We start from the raw sequence: 24382 nt of genomic DNA, 5'->3' as shown, positions 1-24382 counted from the left end.
ATATTTTTATTCGAGCGAGGAGTGTAGTATCTTTTGGCGAATTTGAGGAAGCGATGAACGAACGCGAAGAATTCCAACTCCCGGCAAACCTCGGACGAATCCTCGCTGAGCCGGTGCCGATTGCAATCCCTTCTGCCCGAATGATGGCGCAACGGGCGATTGCGTTTGGAGTTCCGAACGTGTTAACCGCAATGGAAATCAAGGTTTACACCTTTGCTGCTGCCCTTTTTGCATTAGCGATTGCGAAAATGGTGGCGGAATGGTGGTGGTCGGTAAGATTCGAACTTACGATCCCGGTTTCCGAAGTGGCATTGCTTTTACAGCAATTCGGGGCGGTCCTCGGTCGGGTGCATTGGTCGTTTTTCTTGGTGGGGATCACAATCGGGTTGGCTATTACAACAGTCAGCCAAGTAAAACGTTCGCTCTGAGAGCCATTCGTGCAAAATTTGCACGAATTTCTTGGCAAGTTTGCAGAGTAGTATCGTTTCCTCGTCAGTCAATCTAACCTTCCGAACCATGGAAATGAGCCCAAAGGCATGTAATTGCCGGATTGGACTCATTTTTTCTTAACACCCCATTCAGGTTTTTATTGTGGCATTGAAGTTGCCTAACATATAGGTAAGATGTGCCGCTCAAATTGAGTTTCGTATCTGATACTCTTGGGGTGGTTCTTGCGAGCTTTCGTTTTCGAACCGAGTAGTTGCAAAAGCCATTCTGAGAATGTATCGTTACAGCAGCAGGCAAAGGGATAATCCCCGGCGCCAATCGTTCAGTTCATAGACGTTCGACACTTGGAGGTGAAACAATGATGAAGATCATTCGTAAGTCCAAGGGCTTCACGTTAATCGAAGTATTGGTCGTGGTGGTAATCGTCGCCATTTTGGCAGCGATTTCGGTGCCGATCTACATCGAATACGTGCAAGGTGCCCGTGCGGCGGATGCGCAAGCGACAATCGGTGCCATTCTTAATGCCGCGAAAATGTATGCGCAAGACCTCGGCGAAGATCCGCCGTCGGTGGAAGCGTTGGAAACCGGTGGATATTTAACTCTCGACCCGGCGACGATACGTCAATGGTCGTTTACTATCATCGGCGCCAATCCAATTACCCAGATTCAAGCGGTTTCGACCGGTGAAATGAAGGGTGGCGCTGGCAAGACCGTGACGATGGAAATCGCGTCCGGTAAGTTCTTCGGATATGGTCTTCCGACCGAAGAAGGTTGATCCGCTTTTAACCGCACTGGTAATCTATCCAGTGACGGCTTGAAACGATTGGTTGCCGATTGCACCGGCATGTCAGTGTGATGTGCCGGTGCTGTGGTGGCCGATATCGCGAGGTGTACGGTGGTTGTTGACGAACTTTTGCATTTTGCAGTTGACCAGGGCGCTTCTGACTTGCATCTAAGCTCCGGATCCATACCAATGATCCGGGTGCACGGCAAGATGCGTAAACTCGCATTGCCCGAAACCCCGCCCGATGAATTGCGGGAGTCGTTGTTTGAGCTTCTGTCCGACGATCAACAAGAGCGGCTTGAAGAGCAAAAAGAGCTCGATATGTCGCACATGATCTTTGATCCGCTCAAGCAGCGTCAGATTTCGAAACCGAAGGCGCGCTTCCGCGTCAATATCTTTTCCCAGATTCAAGGGTATGCTGCGGTGTTTCGGACGATTCCAGCCGAAATCCACGGTTTTGAAGAATTGGGAATTCCCGAAGTTCTGAAAGAACTCGCAATGAAAGACCGCGGTCTGGTATTGCTTACAGGGCCAACCGGTTCCGGTAAGTCTACTACATTGGCGACAATGGTCGATCATATCAACGAGTACAAACTTCTTCACATTATCACAATTGAAGACCCGATTGAGTTCTTCCACTCATCGAAGAACTGTATGATCAATCAACGGGAACTGGGCGCCAATACGCACAGCTTTGCCAATGCACTTCGCAGTGCGTTGCGTGAAGACCCTGATGTGATTCTGGTCGGTGAAATGCGCGACTTGGAAACGATTTCGCTCGCATTGACGGCAGCGGAAACCGGTCATTTGGTACTGGCGACCTTGCATACGTCGAGCGCGGCGAAAACAATCGACCGTATCATCGACATTTTCCCCTCGGGTCAGAAAACGCAGGTGCGCTCGATGCTTGCCGAATCGTTGGAAGCGGTAGTTTCCCAGAAACTGTTGCCGAAGAAGGATGGCAAAGGCCGGGTCGTAGCGTGTGAAATCATGATTGCCACGACGGCGGTGCGCAACCTGATTCGTGAAGATAAAATTTATCAAATTCCATCGGTCATTCAAGCTGGTGGAAAAGCCGGTATGCAGACGTTGGATCAGGACCTCCAACGGTTGATGGCAAAGGGCGTGATCGATCGCGATACCGCCGCTCACGTTGCCGACAACCCGCGGTTGTTCGAGGTCAACCTTAGCGAATAGCATTGTCGCCGGGTGATTTTATAACAATTTCCCGGTTTACCTTTGCTTATGGATGTCGCCACAAGGCAATGATGGGAGGAATAGCAAATGGTGGTAATGAAGAGACGGATGATTCCGGGATGGCTGCGCCGATCCGCCAAACGCGGTGGCTTGTCTTTGATGGAAGCGGCGGCAAGTTTTCTAATACTGGGTATCGCATCCGTCGGTACAATAAAGACCTTCGCACTCGGTCGAGTCGGTATTGAATCCGAGTTCGAGTATAAAATGGCTGCCGAATTGTTGCGGCAGCGCACCGAATACGTCGCCGGACGGGTTCATCAGGAACTACCGGACACTTGGCAAGCCGAATTACAGCATGGCGATCTACGCGGCGAACGCGTTTTGATTGACCGTCGTGGCGATGGCTTCCGGCAGGTGTTTGGGACGATATATTTCGGCGATGTTGAGGCGTATGACAATCCGGCAACTACCAATACTACATTAGATTGGTATAAAATCCATACTTGGATTACTTGGAACAATCCTCGACAGTCTGTCTTTCAAGATGGAATGGCTGCGCCACCCATTGGCGGTCCGGAACGGATTGATTTTTTTGTGAATGTGTTGCCGACTTGGGTTGATGAGAATTGACGGTAAGGTCTGGATGAAAAGGGGATGACCATGCGTATTAGGATCAGAAGCAACGGCGGTTTCACGTTTATTGAAATGGCCGCGACAATGGGAATGGCCGCGTTTGCGTTGATTGGCTTCACGCTTTTGTGGGCAGGTGTCGCAAAGCAGGAAGACAGCAGTTGGTCGCAGCAAGCGGTCGATGGGTACGGAAATTTTGTGCTTGCGAGATTGGAACAGGATTTTCGCAATGCCTACAAGTATGACATCGGATCACGGAACGGGTATAGTACCCTGAACATGCACTATGTCGATTACAAGTTCCGATCACCCGACACGATTAATGTGATTTGGGTGTTTCAACGGTCGGGCGATGCTATCCGCACCCAGTATCTTGGCAACCAACGCCTTGATGTCAGTATGTTTAAGGAGTACGGCTGGTATTATGGGCCGTTTCCGAAGGATCCCGAAAAGCGGATGTATTTGGATCAATTCCGAATTTTACGGGGATCCGATATTGTGAGCCGCGGTCACGATTACGGTTTGCTTGATTCTGCCGCTGTTCAAGTTGAGATGACGTTACGCTATCAAAAAATTCATCCACACGTTACCGTGAACGAGGGGAATGCTGGCGCGCTTCCACCAACGGAAAAACGGAGCTTTTCGTGGAAAACGATGCTGTATTTGAAGAATTTTCACTTGTATCGTTTGAATCTCGCTCGAATGAGTAATTATTGATGGCAATTTACGCATCCTATGAGATGCCGACTGAACGGGATGACTGACCGTTGGTATGATGAGATAAGGAGAGTTACGATGTTCCGAAGAGTTTTACGAAACCAACGCGGGTACTCGCTGATTTTCGCGGTACCGATGGCAGCGTTGTTGCTTGCTTCGACCTTGGCATACTTGAAATGGCAAGTCAGCGCACAGTATAATGCGCGCCATCAAGTCGCCTCGATTCAAGCATACTATACTGCGCAAGCGGCAGTGATAGCAGTACCATTAGCATACATGCGGAATCAGCCGCCGGGTTTTTCAACCACGACCAGCATTCCTTTTGCCGATGGTTATATCGATGGAGTCGGACGATACTTACGTCCCTTGATCCAGTACACTTCTTTTCAAGGAATGCAGGCCGGCAACTTAATTCAGAATAAGGATTATCTGCTGTCTGCAACTGGTATTGCGACCGTAAACGATGCCCGGGGATTCCGGACGAAAAACGTCGAAGTACGTCGAAAAGCGTTATTACGCATTCGTAAAAAATCGTTTCAGCAATACTTTTACTTTACCGATATTGAACAAACGCGATTCGGTGAGTTTATTTGGTTCTTCGGTGGCGATACCCTTTATGCACCGGTGCACTCGAATACCGACATTGGTGTTCACTCCGGTGCGGTGTTTTATGGGTTCGTAACGACCGTCGGTCGGATATTAACGCCAAACGGTTCCTCGTTCTATGCGTTACCAGCACCAGGTTATCGTGAACGAGTTCGAAGAATCGATATTCCAGTTCGCGCTGACTTGTTACGGGAAGCGGCTTCGGCGGGTGGCACTTGGTTGGATACACGGAACAATGAAGAAACCTATGGGTTACGGTTCCGCGGATCTGCCGCCGATGTTTGGATCTGGCGAACGGGAACGACATCTCCCTTCATGGTCGAACCGCCAGAAAATACGATTACGATCCCATCTAACCGGGAATATGGGATTTTCTGCGACGGCGACTTGTGGATTCAGGGATCGGTCACTGGGAATGTTGGAATCGGTGCGCAAGGCAATCTGCGGTTGATGGACAATATTGTTTATACAGATTGTGCAACATGGCCTTATTTGGTATTGCCTAACTCCCCCAATTCCATGACATTAGTGAGTGAAGCACCGGAACCAGTTGCCCGAACCGATCCATGGACAGGAATTTTGATTGCCAATACTTGGGCGAATGGTCGTGAAGACGCCGCCAATCACTTCGGAGTCGGAACAGGCAGTCAACACCGTCGCGACATCGCAATTCATGGTCAGCTCTTTGCATTGAATTCAAGCTTCACGTTTCAGGAACATAACGACAACGAAGGATATGATCCATACGTTTATTCTTGTCCCCAGCATGGGCAGGACGAGCGTGGTTACATCTACCTCCGTGGAGCAGTGACTCAGCACCGTCGAGGTTATGTCCACCGTGGCAATACGGAAACGACGGGAATCCGATCTGGTTATTTGAAGAGCTACCGGTGGGATCCGCGATGGGATACCCGATCCGGCAATGTGTATGCAGCTCCGCCGTTCCAAGTTGATTTAACCAGTCAAGGGTTCCAGAAGTGGGAGATTCTTGGTTGGGAGGATGTTGCGAAAAGCAACGAATAATTTTGATTATTGGTTTGGGGTGCGGATCGTCGCATCTTCCGCACCCGAAGCCTGACGATGATGTGTAGTCTACCGAGCTGATGAAGTTAGTTTGTTGGAGACGATAACGATCGTTACTTGAGCGAATCACTATTCAATTCCGGCTCCCGCCGGAACCGATTGCAGGCACGAGGATTGCATTGATTTTTTCATCGGCTTTACGGTACCCTACGTCACCGAAACATACGCAAAATCATTGTTCAGAGTATTCCATCGCGTATCGGCGGGCAAACTCGCTCCGAGCTTGTCGTGCCGCTTTTTTTGTGTATATTACGTGTGCGCTATCACAATAAGAAATGCAATCCGATCATTGAGTTTGGGAGGCACAGCGGCGAATGTCCTATAAAACATCACAACGGTTAGGGCTGGATATCGGGTCGCACAGCATTAAGCTGGTTTCCATCGAGAAGACGGGAACCCATTTTAAGCTTGGTGTTGCAAAGACGATTCCACTCTACGGTCCCGGTGAGAACTACGATTCGGAGGGACCGAAAAAATCGGTGGTGCTGCCGAAGTTGGTCGAAGCGTTTCGTGAACTGCGAATCCAGCCGAAACGCGTCAAACAGCTTGCGTCTTGCATCAGCGGCACCAATCTTGCCGCGAAAGAAATCAAGACCATCAACCTCGGCGAGGAGGAAATGGCATCGGCGATGTTATCGGAAGCCCGGAAGCATATTCCGCTCGATGGTTCCGAAACCGTAGTCGATTATCAAATCCTCGGCGAGGATCTGCAGGAACCGGATAAAGTGCGCGTCCTTTTAGCCGCAACCAGTCGTAAGTTATACGACATCCATTTGGAAGTTGTACGTGACCTCGACCTGAAACCGGGTATTATCGATTTAGAGTCGCTTGCTGCTATCAATAGCTGGATGCTGCTCAACGAATTGCCGGAAGAAGGAGTGTTCTGCTTCCTGCACGTCGGTGCCCGTCATACCAGTCTTTCCGTTCTTGGTCGTCGCGCCATGTTCTTCACCCGTGAAATTCCCGTTGCCGGCAACTCTTTCAATGAGGAGCTTATCGCGAAGTACGGGTTGAATTGGTCCGATGCCGAACGGACGAAGCTAACGGAAGGAATGTCGCCGAATCTTCCCATGAAGAAAGACGAATCCACCAGTTCGATTTCGATGGAACAACGGTCCGCACTTGAGTTAATGCGTGACGAGATTAACCGGTCGCTTCGCTACTATGTGAAAGAAACCGGTATGAGTGATATCCGTCAATTCCATATCACCGGCGGCGGCGCCCGGCTCAAGGGAATTGGGGATTACCTCAACTCTAAATACAATGTCCCGGTAATCCGTTGGAATCCCTTTGAGCAGATTGAAGGGGGCGATGTAGTACCGGTGGAAGAAGCTCCGCAGTATGCGGCGGCGGTTGGTTTAGCTTTGCGCGGAGACTGATCCATGGTTCGTTCATTTGCGATCAATCTGAACAAGAGCGAAGGAGTAGCGGAGCGTGCTGCACGCCGGCGCAACCGGAATGACTGGATGCTGCTCAGCTTTCTCACCCTGCTCTTGTGCGTTGTCACCTACTTGAATGTCCGGCAAGCGAAGTCGCTTGACGAAGTTGGCAAATTCCGCGATCAACGTATCCAACAAGTACAGCGTCGACTTGAGGAGCTTGCTCGGGAAGGAATGCAAGTCAGCCGTGACGACGTTGAAAATCTTGCGCGGATCGATAAAGAGCGCGTGATGTGGACACAAAAACTTATGGCAATCGCCGAGGTTTTACCGGGTGAGATGGCGATTACCGGTTTGTATTACCATAACCGCCAACTCCGAATCAATGCGATCAGCCAGATTAAAAAGGAAGAGAAAGAATTCGATAAAGTCGCAACCATGCTGGATCGGTTGCGCAATTCGGAAATGTTCTTCTCTGATTTCAAGAAAATTCAATTTACTGAATCGAAGCGTGTTAACGTCGACGATCAAAGCGTTTTGACAATGTCGTTTGTCGCTAGTTTAGAGCCTGATCCGTCGAGCATGAACAAGTTCAAGAAGGCAACGACTTCGGCAGCGCAGAAAATAGAAGGCGGTCCAACTAAAGCCCCCGCGGTGAAGGGATAAGCCATGAAAAAACTCATTGTCGCATTTGTTATCGCCTTCGGCTTCGGAATCGGTTTCTGGTATCACTTCACGTTTAAGGCACCGGAAATCCCGCGTCAGTTGACGGCAAAAGCTAAGCAGTTGCGCGACTTGAACGAAAAATTAATCTCGTCGGAAATTCTTTCCCGTGAACTCGATTTGGTTGCGAAACTAGTTGAACAAAATTTGGCAACCTCTTCGCAGGACAGTCTCGCGGACGACGCAAACATGCCGTTCATGAATTTTATGACCGATTTGCTTCGCCGCTCAAAAATCGAGCTGATCAAGTTGGAGCCGGGTAAGAAAATTTCCAAACCGGACTATGTGCGGACGCCATACGTATTGATCATTAACGCGAGTTATCGGCAATTCGGAGATTTCGTTAATACGATAGAGAAGTCTGAGCGCTTAATCACGGTCGAAGATTTCGATATCGATAACGATGTTAAGAAAGTTGCGCAGCGCGTCAAAGGCGGTGCTAGTCTTTCAGTCCGGACCATTCAGCTTAAGGTTTCGACTTTAACGCTGATTAAGAAGAAAACGCAGACGGAAGTGAAAGGAGTCTAACCGATGAAAGGCCGTGAACGTCTGCTTTGGTTGCTGATAATCGTCGTCCTCCTCGGATTAATCGGTTACAGTGGCTACAATACCTACAAAATGAATCAGCGGATCAGCCGGTTACGTGCTGAGAACGAGATTCTAAAAGTTGTCGGTACCGATGCGAATCTGCAGAAAAAAGTCGAGAAACTGGAGAGCGATCTTCGGGCGCGAATGGCACTTGTTTATAAGCAAGGCGAACGCGATCCACTCGATTTAATCCAAGTGGTTCGTACCCGTCAGTTCCTCCAGAAGCTCGGCATCAAAGAGACTTTGGAAGACAACAACAAAATGCGGCTTTGCGCCACGCTTGTCGGAGACGACGGGGTACGCAGCGCGATCATCAAACTGGGTGGACGATCTACAATCGTTCGTCCAGGCGATCAATTCAATGGCTATAATGTTGGATCGATCACCGAGCGCCAAATGGTTTTGGAGCGCGGCGGTGCCAAGATTACGCTCGTGAATCAGCTTTCACCGGAAACGATTATCGAGCAAGAAATGCTGTATCGCGCGGAAGTGCGCAATACCAATTTTTAGGGTTCGGATTCCACGGGTGTGATATTTGAATTTGCCTTGATATATTTTATGATGGTCTGATTGGAATAGTTGTCGCCCAAATCGGGAATGCAAAGAACAAATTTTCCACGAACTTAGCAAGCAAACGAGTCGGAGCACACATGAGTAATGGTATCTTCCGTCGGGTTCACCTGACAATCCTTGTCGCAATGGTGATCGGGTTGGGAATGACGGCGTTGGTATTTGCACAGGATGCCGACGATACGAGAAATACCCGGCTTCAGCAGCGTGTGACGCTGGACGCTGACGACGCCTATCTCCCTACAGTGCTGGCAATCTTGGCCGAGAAATCGGGTTACAATATCGTCAGCGGACCTGGGGTATCGAAAACCGAAAAACTTACAATCAAATTGAAGGATGTACCGATTGAAGAGGCGATGAATCTCGTCGTTCGAGCAGTTGGTCTGTCCTACGAATTGGTTGGCAACAGTTTCTTAGTGGCAAAGCCGGAGCAAGTTAAGAGCGATGCTGGGTTGACCTCCCACGTTCTTACGATGCAATACGCCGATCCCCGCGCCGTGAGAGACCTGATTAAGGAAATGAAGGCGACTGTTGCTATCGACAGTGCTACCGGTAAAGTGGTTGTGATCGCTTCGCCGAAGGTTATTGCCGAAATTCGCAATATGCTCGAAAGCATCGACGTACCGTCGCAGCAAATTATGTTAGCTGCCCGGGTCGTCGAAGTTGCTGTGGAAGACGAAGAAAAGGTCGGCGTCGACTGGTCGCGGTTAACTCCGATTAACTTCCAAATGGCGGAAGGTAACGGAACTTCGATCAAGTTTGACCGCTTCGATAACTTTGGTGTCTTCTACCGTCAGCAACCGATTTTTGATTTTGCACTTGACTGGCTGTTGAAGAACAACAAGGCCGAAGTGTTGGCGAATTCGCAAATCGCAACGATGAACGGAAAAACCGCCGAATTGAAGGTTGTTGATGTATTCCCGTATCTGTATTCGACTACACAGCAGCAGTTCAATCCGCAACAAGCAAATGCCGTTGTTTCGGTTCCGACCGTAACGCTTGAAAAAGAAGAAATCGGCGTCAAACTGCGAATTACCCCGAAAATCAATACCGATGGTTACATCACGACGACTGTTACTTCGGAAGTCTCGTCGGTGTTTTCGTTTATCGGAAAGAACTCGGATATTCCGTGGGTGGTCAAACGGGAAGCAACGACTACCGTTCGCGTAAAAGACGGCGAGACCATCGTAGTTGGCGGTTTGCTTGGCGTAACAAAGTCGAACAATAAGCATAAAGTGCCATTCTTGGGTGATATTCCTTACTTTGGCGGTCTCTTCCGTCACAGTACCGAATCGATCAAGAAGACCGATATGATCATCGAAGTCACTCCGACAATTCTGAAGGGCACTGATACGTTCAAGCGCTCCGACCGGATAACGAAGTCGACTCAGTCGATGTACGACGAAAAGCAAGAAGGCCACGTCGTTAAGTAAGGGTGAGTTGTAAGAAGACCGATGAAACAATTTCTCTTTTCCATCTTGTTAGTTGGTTGGTGTTTTGTTTCACCGGTCTTTGCCCAGGTGGATTCCGCCAAAGGCAATACTGCTTCGCAAACACAGCAAGTTCTGTTTCAAGAAGCATTTGAAGGTCCGGTTGACCCTGATAAGTATATCTTAGGACCTGGCGACGAATTAGCATTTATCGTTTCCGGCACCTTAGAGGCAGTAATTCCGGTCGTGGTCGGTCCGGAAGGTATTGCGCAAATCACTACGGTTGGCGAGGTCGTTCTCAACGGTTTGACGCTCACGAAAGCAAATGATCAAATTGTTGCCATCGGTCGGATCAAGTATCCGAATGCAACTAAAGTTTCATTGCGATTAGTTAGACCACGATTGTTTTGGGTATCGATATCCGGCGCCGCCGAAAAGACCGGACGTTACGTTGTATCGAGTTTGACGCGTTGCTCAGATTTATTGGAATTGGCGGGTGGCGCCAAGTTCACTGAAGCAATTATTGACACGACCCCCGATGGAAGACCGATTTTTCCCGAGCAAGCAATTGCTGCACTTCGGGGATTGCCCTTAATCCATCAAAACGGCGATACAACATCGGTTGATTTAGAGCTCTTTCACAAGTGCGGAGATAACGCAAAAAACCCGGTTCTCTCCGATGGCGACATGCTCTATGTACCCTATTGGTCAAGCGCTCGCGGATCGGTTCGTATAAATGGCGCGGTGTATCAACCGGTTACCGTCCGCTATACGAAAGGGGACCGACTACGAACAATATTGCAAATCGCGGGTGGTATCCAACCCAGTGCAAAGGGTGTTGTTGAGTTAGTTCGGATTGATAATATCGGAAATCGTGAGCGATTGGTTTTTGATGAAACATGGTATCGCTCTAATGATCCCGGTCCTGAGCTGAAACCCGACGACCAGGTGTTTGTTCCGTTTCGGCTTAACTTAATTCCTCGTGGTATTGTAACTGTGCAAGGGGAAGTTAAGTTTCCGGGTGATTACCCGGTCGATGAAAAATCCACCAAGCTTTCCGATGTGCTCCAAGCTGCTGGTGGTTTGACTGACCGGGCGAATTCGGAAGAAGTTTCGTTAGTTCGACGTACACTGATGATGATTCCCGATCCTGAGTATAATCGTCTTTTTGGTCTCAAGCGCGAAGAAATGAATTGGACCGAATACGAGTATTTAAAGGCAAAACGACGGGATTTAGAACCCAAAATTGTGGTCGACGTTGCGAAACTCGCGGCAAATGAGTCTGAAGCCACAAAAAATGTTGTGTTGTTCGATGGCGATGTTGTCCGAGTCCCGAGAAAAATTGTTACTGTAAAAGTATTGGGACAAGTAACGAAACCGGGCTTAGTGGTTTTTGAATCCGGCAAATCATTTAAATACTATATCGAACAAGCCGGTGGATATACTTTCAAAGCTTACACCGGTAAAATCCGGATTATCAAAGCACAATCCGGACAGTGGTTGAAAGCCAAATCTTCGACACCGATCGATGTTGGCGATACGATTTTTATCCCGGAAAAACCGGAAACCGATTGGTGGGCATCCTATAAAGATGCCATGTTAGTCCTTTCGCAGTTGGCTACTCTGTATTTGGTATATCATACCGTAACCACTGGGTAGCGCATCCTTTAAACGAGATGAGTTGGTCTTGTAGGGATGAGAATTATTAGAGTAGATGGTAACGAGGCGGAAATGCTTCGCTGATGTTAGACAGCAACGATGAATAGGCTGGAGGAGACAATGAAGTGGGTACTTAGAGTTCTGCCATTATTAATTGCAGGACTGTTACTCGGAAGCTGCGACCGCAATCCAACAAGCAATCCCGGCGAAGGAGGTTTGAACCCCTCTGTTGCGACGTCGATTGTTGTTACGATTTCGAACGGTCCGATTCAAGATTTTAAAAATGTTCAACGTTCCGTACCGATTCGTGCCGTTGTGACCGATTCGCGCGGCGTTGCGATGTCAGGCGTGCGGGTGCAATTCTCGAAATCGCACCGTTTAACCACGCAGGCAAGCTTAACGTTTGCGAACGGGGATACAACCGACACCGATGGCGAGGTCAATGGATTCCTAAACGTAACCGTTGATACGTCAGAGACAGTGACTGTCTCGGCGCAGCTCGCGAATAACAGCGCGATTCATAACGAAGCGCAGGTTGCAGTCATTCTGGCGACTGATGTTATCAGGTTGTTGTCGTTACAGGCAACTCCCTCGACTCGCTTGGTAAGGCAAGGCTCACGCGATTCGATTACTGTAGTCGGTCGGGTTACGGATAATAATGGTGGTGGAATTATTGGAATTCCGTTGACATTCAGTATCGAACCGGCGAATGCAGCCACCCTCGATTCACTTGAGGGTACTACGAACGATCGCGGCGAAGTCACCCGAATCGTCCGCACCAATCCCGGCGTATACATGGATTCGATAAAAGTAAGCTGTTCGGTGCGAGGAATGCCCCTAACTTCTACTTGGGCACACCAATCGGTTTACGTTAATGTGCGTCCGTTGACCAGCCCAGAGAACATCTCGTTAAACTGGATCAATCCAGAAAATCCAGTCTATGTGTACCCAGGTAACACCGTTGTTCAAAAGATGTTTGAAGTAGTCGTCTCCGATGGCGATGGTAACGAACTATCCGGTGTACCGATTGCCCTACGGATAAAGCAGCCAGGTGGTATTGGATCGATTAATCAAGTAACTACTTCCGGCAATGGCCGCGACTCGGTTACCTGGTCGAACAATGGTGAAGTTGGTTCGGCATGGATCATCGGCGAAATCGTCCCTGAAAATATGGGCGCATCGTCGTTAACTGGTCCAATTGCATTACCATCAGCACCGGGTGTCAACAAATCCGGCAGCTTACCGAAGTCATTGGCGGAAAATATTCCGTTACTTGGCACCGATGAAGTCGATGCCCTGTCTGATTCGATTTATGTGCAAGTGTTGAACGCTCCTGGTGTGACCACACTTGACGTCGAGTTTACCAGTGGTCGCAACAACCTAACCGCTACCGGCGTAGATTCCACCGAAGTCCGCGTTACTTTGCGTAACGGCCTTCGTGAAGGTATCCCGAATGCAGCGATTAACTTGTCGGTCTCGTATGGTGCAGTACCAAGCGAAGTTTTCACGGACAGCCGCGGTATTGCAACGACCTATCTTCATGACAATAGCAATACGACGCCGGTTGGCGGAGCGTGGTTGATCGCCCGTCATCGCAGCTCGAACCTTGCCGACTCAGTAATGTTTAATATTCAACCGTTACTGCGTCTAGCTCGCATTTCCATGTCAGGTCCGGAACGACATTTAGCGTCGGCAGGCGACACTTTAGCATATACAGCAACCGTGTACTTGAGCAATGGCTTGTTAGCGTATGATGGAACAGTCGTTACTTTCTCCTCGTTCATTCGTGGAACGTTAAACCCGGGTCTGGGAACATTTGTACCGAATGTAACAACCACCACAAACGGAATTGCAAATGGCACCTATCGCTTAGGTTCTGGTTTAGGCGAAGACTCTTTGGTTGTTACTGCTGGCAGTGCTGCCGACACCGTAGTTAGTGCTTTTGTGATTCTTGAACATTACACCGGCACTCCGAGCCGTTTCCCGCTGATTGGACCGTCGAACTTAATTTTAAGTGTAAATGGCGATCCATCGACAGTACTGGTAATGGTTTCCGACTCGGTTGGTAATATCGTACAGAATCCTACTCTTACATGGGGATGTACTCACGGGTCCATTACTCCATTTGGGTACAGTACGAATGGCGATACCGCTTATGCATCGTTGCGTGCCGGTACAATTGCTAGTAACTCCGCCCGTTGGTGGGTAACTACATCGAATGGCGTTACCGACACCGTTGGATATTTCATCCAGGCATCGACGCCGCGTACAATTGCATTAAGTACGGACTCCTTACAGATTCAAGTCCGTGGTACCGGTGGTTATGAGAATACCACGGTCCGCGCCTTAGTTCGTGATGGTAATGGTAATGCTGTACCGGAAGGCGTCTATGTTCGCTTTAAGATTACCAACTCGTTGAACTTTGGTGCGGTAAACAATCGCCCATTCTTTGAGCAGGTTGGTCAAGACTCAATAGATGTTACAACCGCTGGTAACGGTGAAGCGTTAGTCACCTTGTCCTCAGGCGAACGTCCGGGTACGGTACAGTTGGAAGCGGTTGTGCTTACTTCTGATCCGGGTCATTCCCGTACGAACATTGCGGCATCGTTATCGAATGTACAAGTTGTCGCTGGTCCCGCTGCCTTCGTGGATATTTCGTGGGATCGCAGCACAACTCAAGCGGAAGGTGGCGGTCAGGTATCAGTGTTGATTAACGCTCGTGTTTCCGACCGTTACTCGAACCCGGTTGCCAACAATACAGCAGTTCGGTTCTCGGTAGACCCCGATTCGATGGCGTCGGTTAACGCGGCATCGACCGGCAACTTGAATGCATCTGGTACTCGGGTACCCGGTACTGCATTCTCCCGGATGCTCTACCAAAGCTGGAATTCGTTTGACACCGTTCGCGTAACCGCTTATGTCGATAGTCGCGATACCACAGGTGCATCGGTGATTGTTACCGGTTCCGCCCGTGAACACTTACCGTTACACGACGGACAGATCCAGTTGAACGTATACCCGACGACTTGGCACTTTGTCATCAGTGGTAATCGTGCAATGCACACCGTTTATGCGATTGTCCAAGACGGTTACGGTACCCGCATTTCTCGCGCACCGGTTGTTTTCTCGGTACAACGTGGTCGTATTTTCTCGACCCCAACGGCTGCAAACCAATTGCCAAATGGTGGTACCCCAATGGCGCCGCCGCGACTTCGTACCGGCAATTATCCGGGTCGTATGGATCCGAATGGTATGGGCGCCGCGACTGTGTACATTGGCGGTACTGGCCCGACCACGGGAGCCGGGGAAATCTTCCTCGATCCGCAAACGCTGGAAATTACGAGTGAAGTTACCGCGTACGTGGAAGGCTATGGCGCAATACAACAAGGCCGCGTAGTTATCAACTACCAGCGTAATTAATCAAAGATTGCTTGTCTTTGTTGTCCATCACCGGATGCAATGGCAAAACAACGAAAAGAATTCGGAAGCGGGGTTTCGCGAGAAACCCCGTAACCGAAATACGGTATAAAGCAGGATGCTATGTTTGAACAGCTGGGCGCGATTCTTGTACGCGAAAAACTGCTTTCGCAGGATCAATTAGGCAAAGCGCTTGCCGAGCAACGCAATTCGCGCGGCAAAAAAATCGGTGAGGTTTTAGTTCATCTCGGGTTGGTGGTGGAAGAAAACATCACTCGGGGATTAGCGATTCAGTCCGGTCACGACTATTATTCCGCAGATCGCTTACTGGAAGCAAAAGATGCCGCTTTGCAGCTCGTGCCGGAGGATTTTGCTAAAGAACATTTAGTATTGCCCATTAAAGCGGAAAACAACACTATCGTTGTCGCAATGGCCGATCCCGATGATATCTCAGCTGAGGATGGGCTCCGGAAACTCACTGGTTTGCGTATCGTTGCCGTGATGTCTTCGGAAACTGCGATTAAAGCGGCAGTCGAACAACTCTATGTCAGAATTCGCAAGCAGGGCGAAGTAAAAGACACAATCGGCGAACTGCAGTTTTTTGCCGAGGCCGACTCCGACGATGAATCATTAGTTGATATGACTAAAGCACAGTCGGGCGAAGAAGATGCGCCGATTGTCAAGCTTGTAAATTTAATTGTTGCCGAAGCGCTAAAAGAACGCGCTACCGATATCCACATCGAAGTACAAGGTGAGCGAGTAGCAGTTCGCTATCGTGTTGACGGGGTGTTGCTGGAAGTAATGTCACCGCCAAAAGCATCGCATCCCGGTATCATTTCACGTATCAAGATTCTGTCAAAACTGAATATTGCCGAGCGACGCTTACCGCAAGACGGTCGCTTCTCGATCAGATCGACCGAAAAAGAAGTCGACGTTCGTGTTTCGATTCTTCCAACGGTTAACGGCGAAAAAATCGTGTTACGTTTGCTCGATAAATCAAGTTTCTCGATGGATTTGACTTCACTCGGTTTTGAAGAAGACCAGTTGAAGGTGTTCCGTCGTACGATTAAGCAACCGTATGGAATGGTGATTGTGTCCGGTCCGACCGGCTCCGGTAAATCGACCACATTATATGCTTCACTGAAAGATATTTTATCGCCCGATGATAACATCACTACGGTTGAAGACCCGGTTGAATACCAACTTAGCGGTATTAATCAGGTGCAAATCAAAGAAAAGATCGGATTAACGTTTGCCGCAACATTGCGGTCGATACTTCGCCAAGACCCTGATAAATTGCTGATCGGTGAAATCCGCGACGAGGAAACCGCGGACATTGCTGTAAAATTTTCACTAACTGGTCACATTGTCTTTTCGACGTTGCACGCGAACGATGCGCCGGCGACGATTACCCGACTAATCGATATCGGTATTCCCCCGTTCTTGGTGGGTTCGTCTTTGTTGTTGGTGATGGCGCAACGACTTGTCCGAAAGATTTGTTCACATTGTAAACACGATTACACGCCCGATCCCTACGAATTGGAAATGCTGAACATTACCGAAGAAGAGCGTAAATACACTGGCAGTAAATTTTATCGTGGTACCGGATGTGTACATTGCCGTAATACTGGATATTATGGTCGAGTTGGCATTTTTGAACTGTTACGTGTTACACCGCGCATTCGTCAGATGATTTTCGACAATATGAATCAGGAAATCATTCGTCAGGAAGCACTCAAGGAAGGGCTTGTCTCTCTGCGACAGTCCGGTATCCGAAAGATTTCGCAAGGTGTAACGACGATTCATGAGTTGTTGCGAGTAACATCGCAAGAAGAACATTAGTAACGAGTATTTCGGCGGTTTGCCGGTTTAGGAAACCGTTGTAGTAGCACGAGTTGAGTATATCGCAGGATCGCGTTGGCAGGTAAGGAGCTGGAATGCCCAGATACGCCTACATAGTTACGGATACCGATGGCGCTCGCCGCGAAGATATCATTCGCGCCCCGTCACAACACGCAGCAATGACGTCGCTGACCAAGCGTGGTGCGAAGATTGTCAGCCTCAAGGAAATCAGATCCTATGAAGTTGAACGATTGACGGTAGCGGAGCAGATACAGCTCCAGCTATTTAAGTGGCGAACCCGGGTACCCCTAAAAGTGGTGGTGTTTTTCACTCGTCAGTTATCGACGATGTTTAGCGCCGGTTTGACGATTGAACGTTCGATTTCTAATTTGATGGTGGAAGAGAAAAACCCGAAGTTTCGCCGGGTACTTGCTGACATCGCGAACGACCTGAAAAAAGGTATGTCGCTGTCGGATGCCTTAGCGCAACACCCAGGCGTTTTTGACGGGCTGTATGTTGCTACGGTAAAAGCGGGTGAAATTTCCGGTTCTCTGCACGTTGCATTAGAACAATTGTCAGATTATCTCGAAGCATCGGCGGAAACCAGACGTAAAGTTGTGTCAGCATTAACTTACCCAATCCTTTCGATCGTGTTCATGTTCTTCATTGTCACGATTTTGATTGTGTTCGTAGTGCCGCAGTTTGCGGAAGTTTACGCAAAATTCGGTGCGGGTCTGCCTGGACCGACCCGTTTGCTTGTCAATGTCGCACAGCTTGTTTCATCGAATTTCTTGCCGTTGGCTGGGTTGTTGATTGTCGTTATCGTTACGGGTTGGATTATATCGAAAACCGAGCGCGGTTCGTTGGTTTTCGACTCAATCAAGCTGAAACTTCCCGTGTTTGGCGCTCTGATCGAATACTCGACGATGAATAAGTTCGCTCGTACGTTTGGTATTCTAATGGGTTCCGGTGTTCCGGTACTCGAGTCGTTTACACAGGTGCAACGCGTTGTTGATAATGAAGTAATCAGCCGTGGTATTACCAACATTAAGCGGATGGTGAAAGACGGTTTTGCAATTTCGATTGCCCTTAAGAAATCGGGAGTCTTCCCGTCGACTTTGGTGCAGTTGGTTCAGACCGGTGAAGAAACCGGTGAAATGGATAAGTTGCTTGACAAAGCTGCCTACTTCTATGAAAAGCAGGTCGATGCGATGGTGGAACGTATGACTTCGTTGATCGAACCGATGTTGATCATCGTGTTGGGCGGCGTGGTTACTGCGATTCTGGTAGCTGTTTACTTGCCGGTATTCAAGCTCGGTCGCGCAATCGGCAGAATGTAAGAAGCATGTAAGCGTATGGATTCTCGTTAGGGGCGTATTTTATGATACGCCCCTATGTTGTTTCAAATGACAGAACTCCCCATCAGTTTTTTTATCAGCTTTGCCGCAATTTTCGGATTGATTTTCGGCAGTTTTGCCAATGTATTAATTTGGCGGATTCCCCGGAGTGAGTCGATTGTGAAACCGGGGAGCCACTGCACTAATTGCCACCACGAGTTGTCGTGGTACGAAAACATTCCGGTTGTTTCTTATATTTTACTGCGTGCACGATGCAAGTCGTGTCACCAATCGATTTCGTTCCGCTACCCGTTGGTGGAGATTATTACTGCGATCGTTTCAGTGTGGGGAGTAATCGCGTGGCAAGGCGATTTTGGGAGGCAGATTAGCGCGGTACTATTAGCGCCGTTACTAATTGCACTGACTTATATTGATATCGATCACATGGAGTTGCCGGACGCGCTGGTTGTAGCCGTAGGAATCGTGAATATCTTCGGTATTCTGTTTACTGGGGGGAAAGCAATGTTGCCACAATTCCTATCAGTTGCAGCAGTCTTTCTTCTTTTGGCTACGATTTGGCGATGGCTCTTGCATTCGACGGATGCGGGCAGTGAGCCGGATAAATCCGACGATCTCCCGGAACCGACGATAAAAGAACGTTGGGTTTGGGGAGGTGGTGCATTACTCTTGGGGGTAGTAGCATTACTGGGTGGTTTGTATGGTTCAATGGAAATCTCCGACTGGAATGCCTTGTGGGGCTTTTTTACTGGTGGAGGTGCCCTACTTTCGCTTTGGGGCCTGTTCTTGTTCCTACAGGGCAGAGAAGCAGTAGGATTAGGGGATATGAAGTTAATGGCGGTTATGGGGATTGTTGTAGGACCCGGTAGAATCCTTTTTGCTTACATTATTGGGGCAATTTGTGGTATCTTTGTTTGGTTATTCCTGCGGTTACGTCGGAACCATCAAACATCCCAGCCATTTCCGTTTGGTCCTTCACTTATCATTGGTTCTTGGATCGCCTGGCTACATGGTGAATGGTTACTGCAAACCTATACAAAATATTTACTCTGAGCTTGCAATCCTTGACTCGGAACGAATAACAAGTTAGTTTCTTGTTTGTGTTGGAATCTCTCTCATCTCTCAAATGTGTGTTTTCGTTTAAGGAGCGACAATGAAATTGAATGTGATCGCGACGACGCTGTTGGTGGCATCTTTATGCGCCACTGCGTTTGCAGTGACCCATAAAGTCGATCCCCGCGTTGATATAAACCGCAAGTCTACCGCTATCACAGGTTATGAAGCGGCACCTGCGGTTGATCAAGTGCGGCCGACCGACCCGTCTTTACCCGGTCTACCTATGATCGACATGGTTGGCGACACCTTCCGTGCCGGTAGAACCTGGTACGAAGGTCAGCATAATGGAACCATTGGTCGTATGCTGGAAATCGATACTCTGACCGGATATGTCCACATGTTTTGGACGAATGGCATCGATAGTCTTGCCAGTGGCCGACAGATATACTACAACGTGTTCGACCCATCAAACAGCACATGGCTGTTTGGTGCAAATGGACAACAAGTTGCGCCGCAAACGGTTACCCGTTCCGGCTTTACAACAATGGGTATGCTTGGTGGTATTCCATTCCCGTCATTCCATGAAACGAATCCGCGGGCAACGGGTATTACCACTTCTAATGTTTACCATGACATCGAGTCCGGAGTTGGTGCATTTATTTCCGACAATCCGATGCCCTATGTCACTGGTGTTTCGGCTATTTGGCCGCGCATTTCGGTTGGTCGCAATGGCGCAGTGCATGTAGTTACTAGTGAAAGCACACCTGCCGCTGGTGACCCGCAACGTCAATGGTATCATCGTGGCGTGTACGATCCGCTCAATACAACGATTACTTGGAGCGCGCCGGTCGTTTTGCCGGATGTTACTCAAAACATCGCAGCGGAAGTCACCGCATCCCGCCTTACCAATAAGGCAGCGATCGCATGGATGCGCCCGATGGGTCTTGATGTCGTTCCGCCGTTAGGCGATTACGATCAAGTTTCCAACAACGTTGTCTATGTTGAATCGCAGGATGGAGCCGCCTGGAACTTCTCGAACTTTAACTACATTACCCGCTGGCGAGATCCGAATGCGTCGTTGTTACCGGATACCGTTGCCGCAAATCAGGACACCTTCCGCGCATACAATGACGTCAATCTCGTCTACAGCCAGAACGATGTATTGTATGCAGCATTTACTACCGGTTTGTTCTATCGTTGGGATACTCACCAGACTGACTCGTTAGGTCAGACTTCCCCGCAAGACTCTTCTTACTATGTTTGGGGTCATTGCTGGTTCTGGCGAGCTGACGATCCGAACCGTATCACGATGGCTGTTAACGGTGGTAACTATTGGTCTGATATCTATGCGAATCCCGGCGCGTGGAACCGAACAGCACACCGACCGAATCTCTCGATTGCTCCGAACGGCGATATCTATATGGTTTATGCTGGACATTGGGATTGGAACGACTCAACGATGGCACAAGACGTTTCACTCGCTGGCGAGTGCAACTTCGATATCTTCGTAACCAAGTCAACCAATGGTGGTTATCGCTGGGCAGAGCCGACGAACATCACGCATACTCGTTCGCCGGATGCAGCAGCGGGTGCTTGCTGGTCGGAACATTGGCCGTCGACCAACCGTTGGACGAACAATTACGTTCATGTTTCTTACATTCACGATCGTGATGCCGGTTTCATTCTCCAAACCGAAGGTTCTTGGACTTTGAACGATGCGAAATATCACCGTGTATTAACGTCATCGATTCCAGCAACTCCGTTGCTTAGCCGCGGTCAGTTAATGATGTGGGTTGGCGTGAACGAACCGATTGCGACCCCGGAACTCCCGAAGGCGTTCTCAATCGAATCAAACTGCCCGAACCCCTTCAATCCGTCGACTGACATCGTGTTCACCTTGAACCATCAGATGGAAATCAAACTTGCGGTATATGACATTCAGGGTCGTCAAGTGGCGGAACTGTCGCAAGGTCGGTTGAATGCCGGTAAGTACAAGGTCACTTTCGACGCAAGCGATTTAACGAGCGGCGTTTACTTCGCACGTTTGACTGCGAATGGCGTGACTTCGACACGTAAGCTTACCCTACTGAAGTAAGCAGTTGCATCTGCGGATTAACTTCCGTTTTTGATGTAAAGCAGGGACGTATTTTTATACGTCCCTGCTTTTTTATTGTCCCCTCGCGTTCTCCCCGATATATTACAATTTGGAATGTGACACGGGAGGTGGTTCGATGCGGATTACATCGATTTCGTTGGCGATACTGGCTGGTGGGGTATGGCATGGTTTACCGGGTTGGCGGGTACGTACCGCCGATTCCGAAGATGAAGCGGAACATAACGGGGAAGTATTGGAAGCTGAAGAGATTGTCGAGCAGTGCAGCGGTTTTCCTGGTGCGCTGGTAGATATTTGTGGTGGCGAACCGATGGCGTATGGTGCATTGGCGAGTGTTTGCCGGGAATTGCATGCGGCGAATCATCGCGTTCGCGTTCACACCAATGGATCGATTTCCTTAGCGCGGTTGCCGGATGGCGTAATCCGACGGGTAATCTGGACAAAACCGCGCAGTAATCTCGAATCTTCCGCATTACCGAGCGAACAGGTACTTACCGAGCTCACTGAAGACGATGAAATGGTCTTTCGAATCGACAGTCGTTCCTCTTTTCAATACGCGTTAGAGCGAATACGCAGCCACCGGCTGACAAGACATGCGAAAGTGGAAATGATTGCCGTCGATGAGTTGCCGCGGCCGCAGCTTGGAAACTGGATATTAGAAACTGGTTTGCCGATCCGGCTGGGCGACGATTAAAAATAAACACATCTCTGAGCGATCAAAGGCGGGATGACACCCGCCTTTTCTTGTTTGTGATACTTGAAAACCATTAATCCAACTGCTGCTTGAAACGCGCTACCGCAAAGGAAAATGTAGTAATCGCCAAAGCGCCAAGTGCGAGCAATTGAAAGGTGAGGTGATGAAATGTCGCCCCTTTAAGCAGCACCGAGCGGACGATTTCCATCATGTATCGCATCGGATTCAGCAGTGTCAATTTCTGCAACCACTCCGGCATATTTTCGACTGGAAAGAAGAATCCGCTGGTGAGAATCCCAAATATTAAAAAAAACCAAACGGAAAACATCGCTTGCATTTGCGTAGAAGAAAAAGTCGATACAAATAGCCCGACAGCAAGGGTAACACCGAGATAAAGAGAGGAGCCTACAATCAATGTTAATACCGATCCAGCAAAGGGAACTTTAAACCACAACATCCCAACCGTCAAGCCGATGCCCATCACGACAAATGAGAGAATAAAGAACGGAATAAGTTTTCCCGCGATGATTTGCCAACGCGAGAGCGGCGCGACCAACAGCAATTCTATTGTTCCAATTTCCTTCTCTTTCACAATGGCGACGCCGCTGAGCATTCCTGAAATTGTTGTAATGAGCATAACCAGAATGCCGGGCACCATAAACATCTTTACATTCGTTTCTGGATTAAACCAGATGCGTACCACCGGTTGAATCGCGACATCCATCCCATCCGGCAGTAGTCCCTTGTCTTTGCGTTCCTGCATAAGTTTCTTGTTTGTCTCAGCAATGATTTGTGCCGCATAGCCGCTGCCAAGCCCGGCGATGTTTGAGTTGGTGCCATCGACGGTGAGTCCCAACTGTGCTTTGCTATTGGTTATCGCACGGGAATAACCGCTGGGAATCGTAAGAATCACATCGGTGTTTCCGTGATCAAGTTCTCGGGTCGCTGCTGAGAAACTATTAGCGGTTTCCTCAGCGGGTTTAAAATAATTCGAGGAATAAAACGTCTCGACCAGTTTTCGACTCTCAATTGTGCGGTCGTAATCGATGACAATCATCCGCATCTCTTTCAAATCGGTGTTCGCAGCATAAGAGAGAATCAACATCTGCACGATGGGTACAACCAATATTACCCGCATCATCGCCGGGTCTTTGCGGAATTGCCAAAACTCTTTTTGTAAGAGATAGAATAGTTGTCGCACGACTACACCCCTCCCATCTGACTGCGGAACTTTTTAATGCTGATAGCAAGTGTGACCACTGCCATTACCGTTAACACGGCTGCTTGGATGGGATAATAGTTTTCCCCTTTTAACATGATACCCCGGACGATTTCGATGTACCAGCGTGCCGGTACGATGTTCGAGAGAATCTGAAGTGGTAATGGCATTGAGGCGATGGGGAAGATGAGTCCAGATAAAAGCAGCGTAGGAATCATCGTTACCATAAGTGCGACCATCAATGCGAGTTGTTGGGTTTTTACCGAAACGCTGATGAGTAATCCCATCCCCAACGCTACCAACAGATACACCACGCTGTAACCGCAGAGGGCAAGCACACTGCCGCGTAACGGTACATCGAATAATATGATACCGATTCCAATAACAAGTACGGTATCGATAATCGCAATTCCCATGTAAGGCAATACTTTACCGATAATGACTTCCGCGGGATGTACCGGCGTTGTGAGTACTTGCTCGAGTGTCCCGAATTCTTTCTCGCGGGCGACGGCGACGCTGGTCAACAAGGCACACAACATGACGAGAAACAATGCGACGAGACCGGGTACGATAAAGACGGGACTTCTCATCTCTTCGTTGTACCAGATTCGCGTTTTCAATTCGATGGGCGGTTCCGGTTTCTTCCCGAACCGTTTAGCGACGTTTTCCAAGCTGATTTGTTGTGAAATCGCTTTGATGTGATTGGAGATGACATTGGCGGAATTGGCATCGCTGCCATCGACAATCACTTGAAATCGCGCGTCGCGATGAGTCGCAATATCTTCGCCGAAGCCGGGAGCGATTGCGACGATGGCGCGGTAACGATTCGCGGCAAAACCATCGCTGAATTCTTCCCGATTCGTTAAAATTGTT

Annotated in this window: 19 protein-coding genes and 1 pseudogene; 18 read left to right on the top strand and 2 right to left on the bottom strand. The window is 49.0% G+C overall.

What is annotated here, in order from left to right:
- Positions 1 to 53: 53 nt before the first annotated feature.
- From OEM52_03265 to OEM52_03180, 18 genes and pseudogenes are all read left to right on the top strand, one after another.
- Positions 54 to 428: a hypothetical protein gene (locus OEM52_03265; GenBank protein MDK9699158.1), complete on the top strand. Its 375-nt coding sequence runs from the start codon at positions 54 to 56 to the stop codon at positions 426 to 428.
- A gap of 389 nt (positions 429 to 817) precedes the next feature.
- Positions 818 to 931, top strand: a pseudogene (locus tag OEM52_03260) (prepilin-type N-terminal cleavage/methylation domain-containing protein).
- A 411-nt stretch (positions 932 to 1342) separates the two neighbouring features.
- Positions 1343 to 2428, top strand: a complete 1086-nt coding sequence (locus OEM52_03255; GenBank protein MDK9699157.1) for a type IV pilus twitching motility protein PilT — start codon at positions 1343 to 1345, stop codon at positions 2426 to 2428.
- Between the two features lie 87 nt (positions 2429 to 2515).
- Positions 2516 to 3058, top strand: coding sequence for a hypothetical protein (locus OEM52_03250; GenBank protein ID MDK9699156.1), 543 nt, complete (start codon positions 2516 to 2518; stop codon positions 3056 to 3058).
- 30 nt (positions 3059 to 3088) lie between these two features.
- A complete protein-coding gene (locus OEM52_03245) occupies positions 3089 to 3775 on the top strand; it encodes a hypothetical protein (protein MDK9699155.1) in 687 nt (228 codons plus the stop codon).
- Positions 3776 to 3853: 78 nt separating this feature from the next.
- Positions 3854 to 5404 (top strand): DUF4900 domain-containing protein, encoded by a 1551-nt coding sequence (locus OEM52_03240; GenBank protein MDK9699154.1) that lies wholly within the window; start codon positions 3854 to 3856, stop codon positions 5402 to 5404.
- A 374-nt stretch (positions 5405 to 5778) separates the two neighbouring features.
- Positions 5779 to 6843: a type IV pilus assembly protein PilM gene (gene pilM / locus OEM52_03235; GenBank protein ID MDK9699153.1), complete on the top strand. Its 1065-nt coding sequence runs from the start codon at positions 5779 to 5781 to the stop codon at positions 6841 to 6843.
- A gap of 3 nt (positions 6844 to 6846) precedes the next feature.
- Positions 6847 to 7509, top strand: coding sequence for a hypothetical protein (locus OEM52_03230; protein ID MDK9699152.1), 663 nt, complete (start codon positions 6847 to 6849; stop codon positions 7507 to 7509).
- 3 nt (positions 7510 to 7512) lie between these two features.
- The gene (pilO, locus tag OEM52_03225; GenBank protein MDK9699151.1) at positions 7513 to 8094 is read left to right on the top strand and encodes a type 4a pilus biogenesis protein PilO; all 582 of its coding nucleotides are present in this window, start codon (positions 7513 to 7515) and stop codon (positions 8092 to 8094) included.
- 3 nt (positions 8095 to 8097) lie between these two features.
- A complete protein-coding gene (locus OEM52_03220; GenBank protein MDK9699150.1) occupies positions 8098 to 8664 on the top strand; it encodes a hypothetical protein in 567 nt (188 codons plus the stop codon).
- A gap of 140 nt (positions 8665 to 8804) precedes the next feature.
- The gene (locus OEM52_03215) at positions 8805 to 10157 is read left to right on the top strand and encodes a hypothetical protein (protein ID MDK9699149.1); all 1353 of its coding nucleotides are present in this window, start codon (positions 8805 to 8807) and stop codon (positions 10155 to 10157) included.
- A 21-nt stretch (positions 10158 to 10178) separates the two neighbouring features.
- Positions 10179 to 11813, top strand: a complete 1635-nt coding sequence (locus OEM52_03210) for an SLBB domain-containing protein (protein MDK9699148.1) — start codon at positions 10179 to 10181, stop codon at positions 11811 to 11813.
- Positions 11814 to 11933: 120 nt separating this feature from the next.
- Entirely contained in the window at positions 11934 to 15233 is a 3300-nt protein-coding gene (locus OEM52_03205; protein MDK9699147.1) for a hypothetical protein, read from the top strand.
- Positions 15234 to 15353: 120 nt separating this feature from the next.
- Positions 15354 to 17072, top strand: a complete 1719-nt coding sequence (locus OEM52_03200; GenBank protein MDK9699146.1) for an ATPase, T2SS/T4P/T4SS family — start codon at positions 15354 to 15356, stop codon at positions 17070 to 17072.
- A 95-nt stretch (positions 17073 to 17167) separates the two neighbouring features.
- Positions 17168 to 18412 (top strand): type II secretion system F family protein, encoded by a 1245-nt coding sequence (locus OEM52_03195; GenBank protein ID MDK9699145.1) that lies wholly within the window; start codon positions 17168 to 17170, stop codon positions 18410 to 18412.
- A gap of 66 nt (positions 18413 to 18478) precedes the next feature.
- Positions 18479 to 19480, top strand: coding sequence for a prepilin peptidase (locus tag OEM52_03190; protein MDK9699144.1), 1002 nt, complete (start codon positions 18479 to 18481; stop codon positions 19478 to 19480).
- Positions 19481 to 19580: 100 nt separating this feature from the next.
- A complete protein-coding gene (locus OEM52_03185) occupies positions 19581 to 21578 on the top strand; it encodes a T9SS type A sorting domain-containing protein (GenBank protein MDK9699143.1) in 1998 nt (665 codons plus the stop codon).
- A gap of 136 nt (positions 21579 to 21714) precedes the next feature.
- A complete protein-coding gene (locus OEM52_03180) occupies positions 21715 to 22290 on the top strand; it encodes a hypothetical protein (protein MDK9699142.1) in 576 nt (191 codons plus the stop codon).
- Between the two features lie 73 nt (positions 22291 to 22363).
- Here OEM52_03180 and OEM52_03175 read toward each other — a convergent pair whose 3' ends face one another.
- Positions 22364 to 23491 (bottom strand): ABC transporter permease, encoded by a 1128-nt coding sequence (locus tag OEM52_03175; protein MDK9699141.1) that lies wholly within the window; start codon positions 23489 to 23491, stop codon positions 22364 to 22366.
- Positions 23492 to 23493: 2 nt separating this feature from the next.
- On the bottom strand, positions 23494 to 24382 hold an 889-nt coding region (locus OEM52_03170), incomplete at its 5' end, for an ABC transporter permease (GenBank protein ID MDK9699140.1).

The sequence above is a fragment of the bacterium genome (genome assembly GCA_030247525.1).
Classification (GTDB): domain Bacteria; phylum Electryoneota; class JAOADG01; order JAOADG01; family JAOADG01; genus JAOTSC01.
Note: the sequence above shows the minus strand (reverse complement) of the source record. Positions and strands in the feature narration are given on the sequence as shown.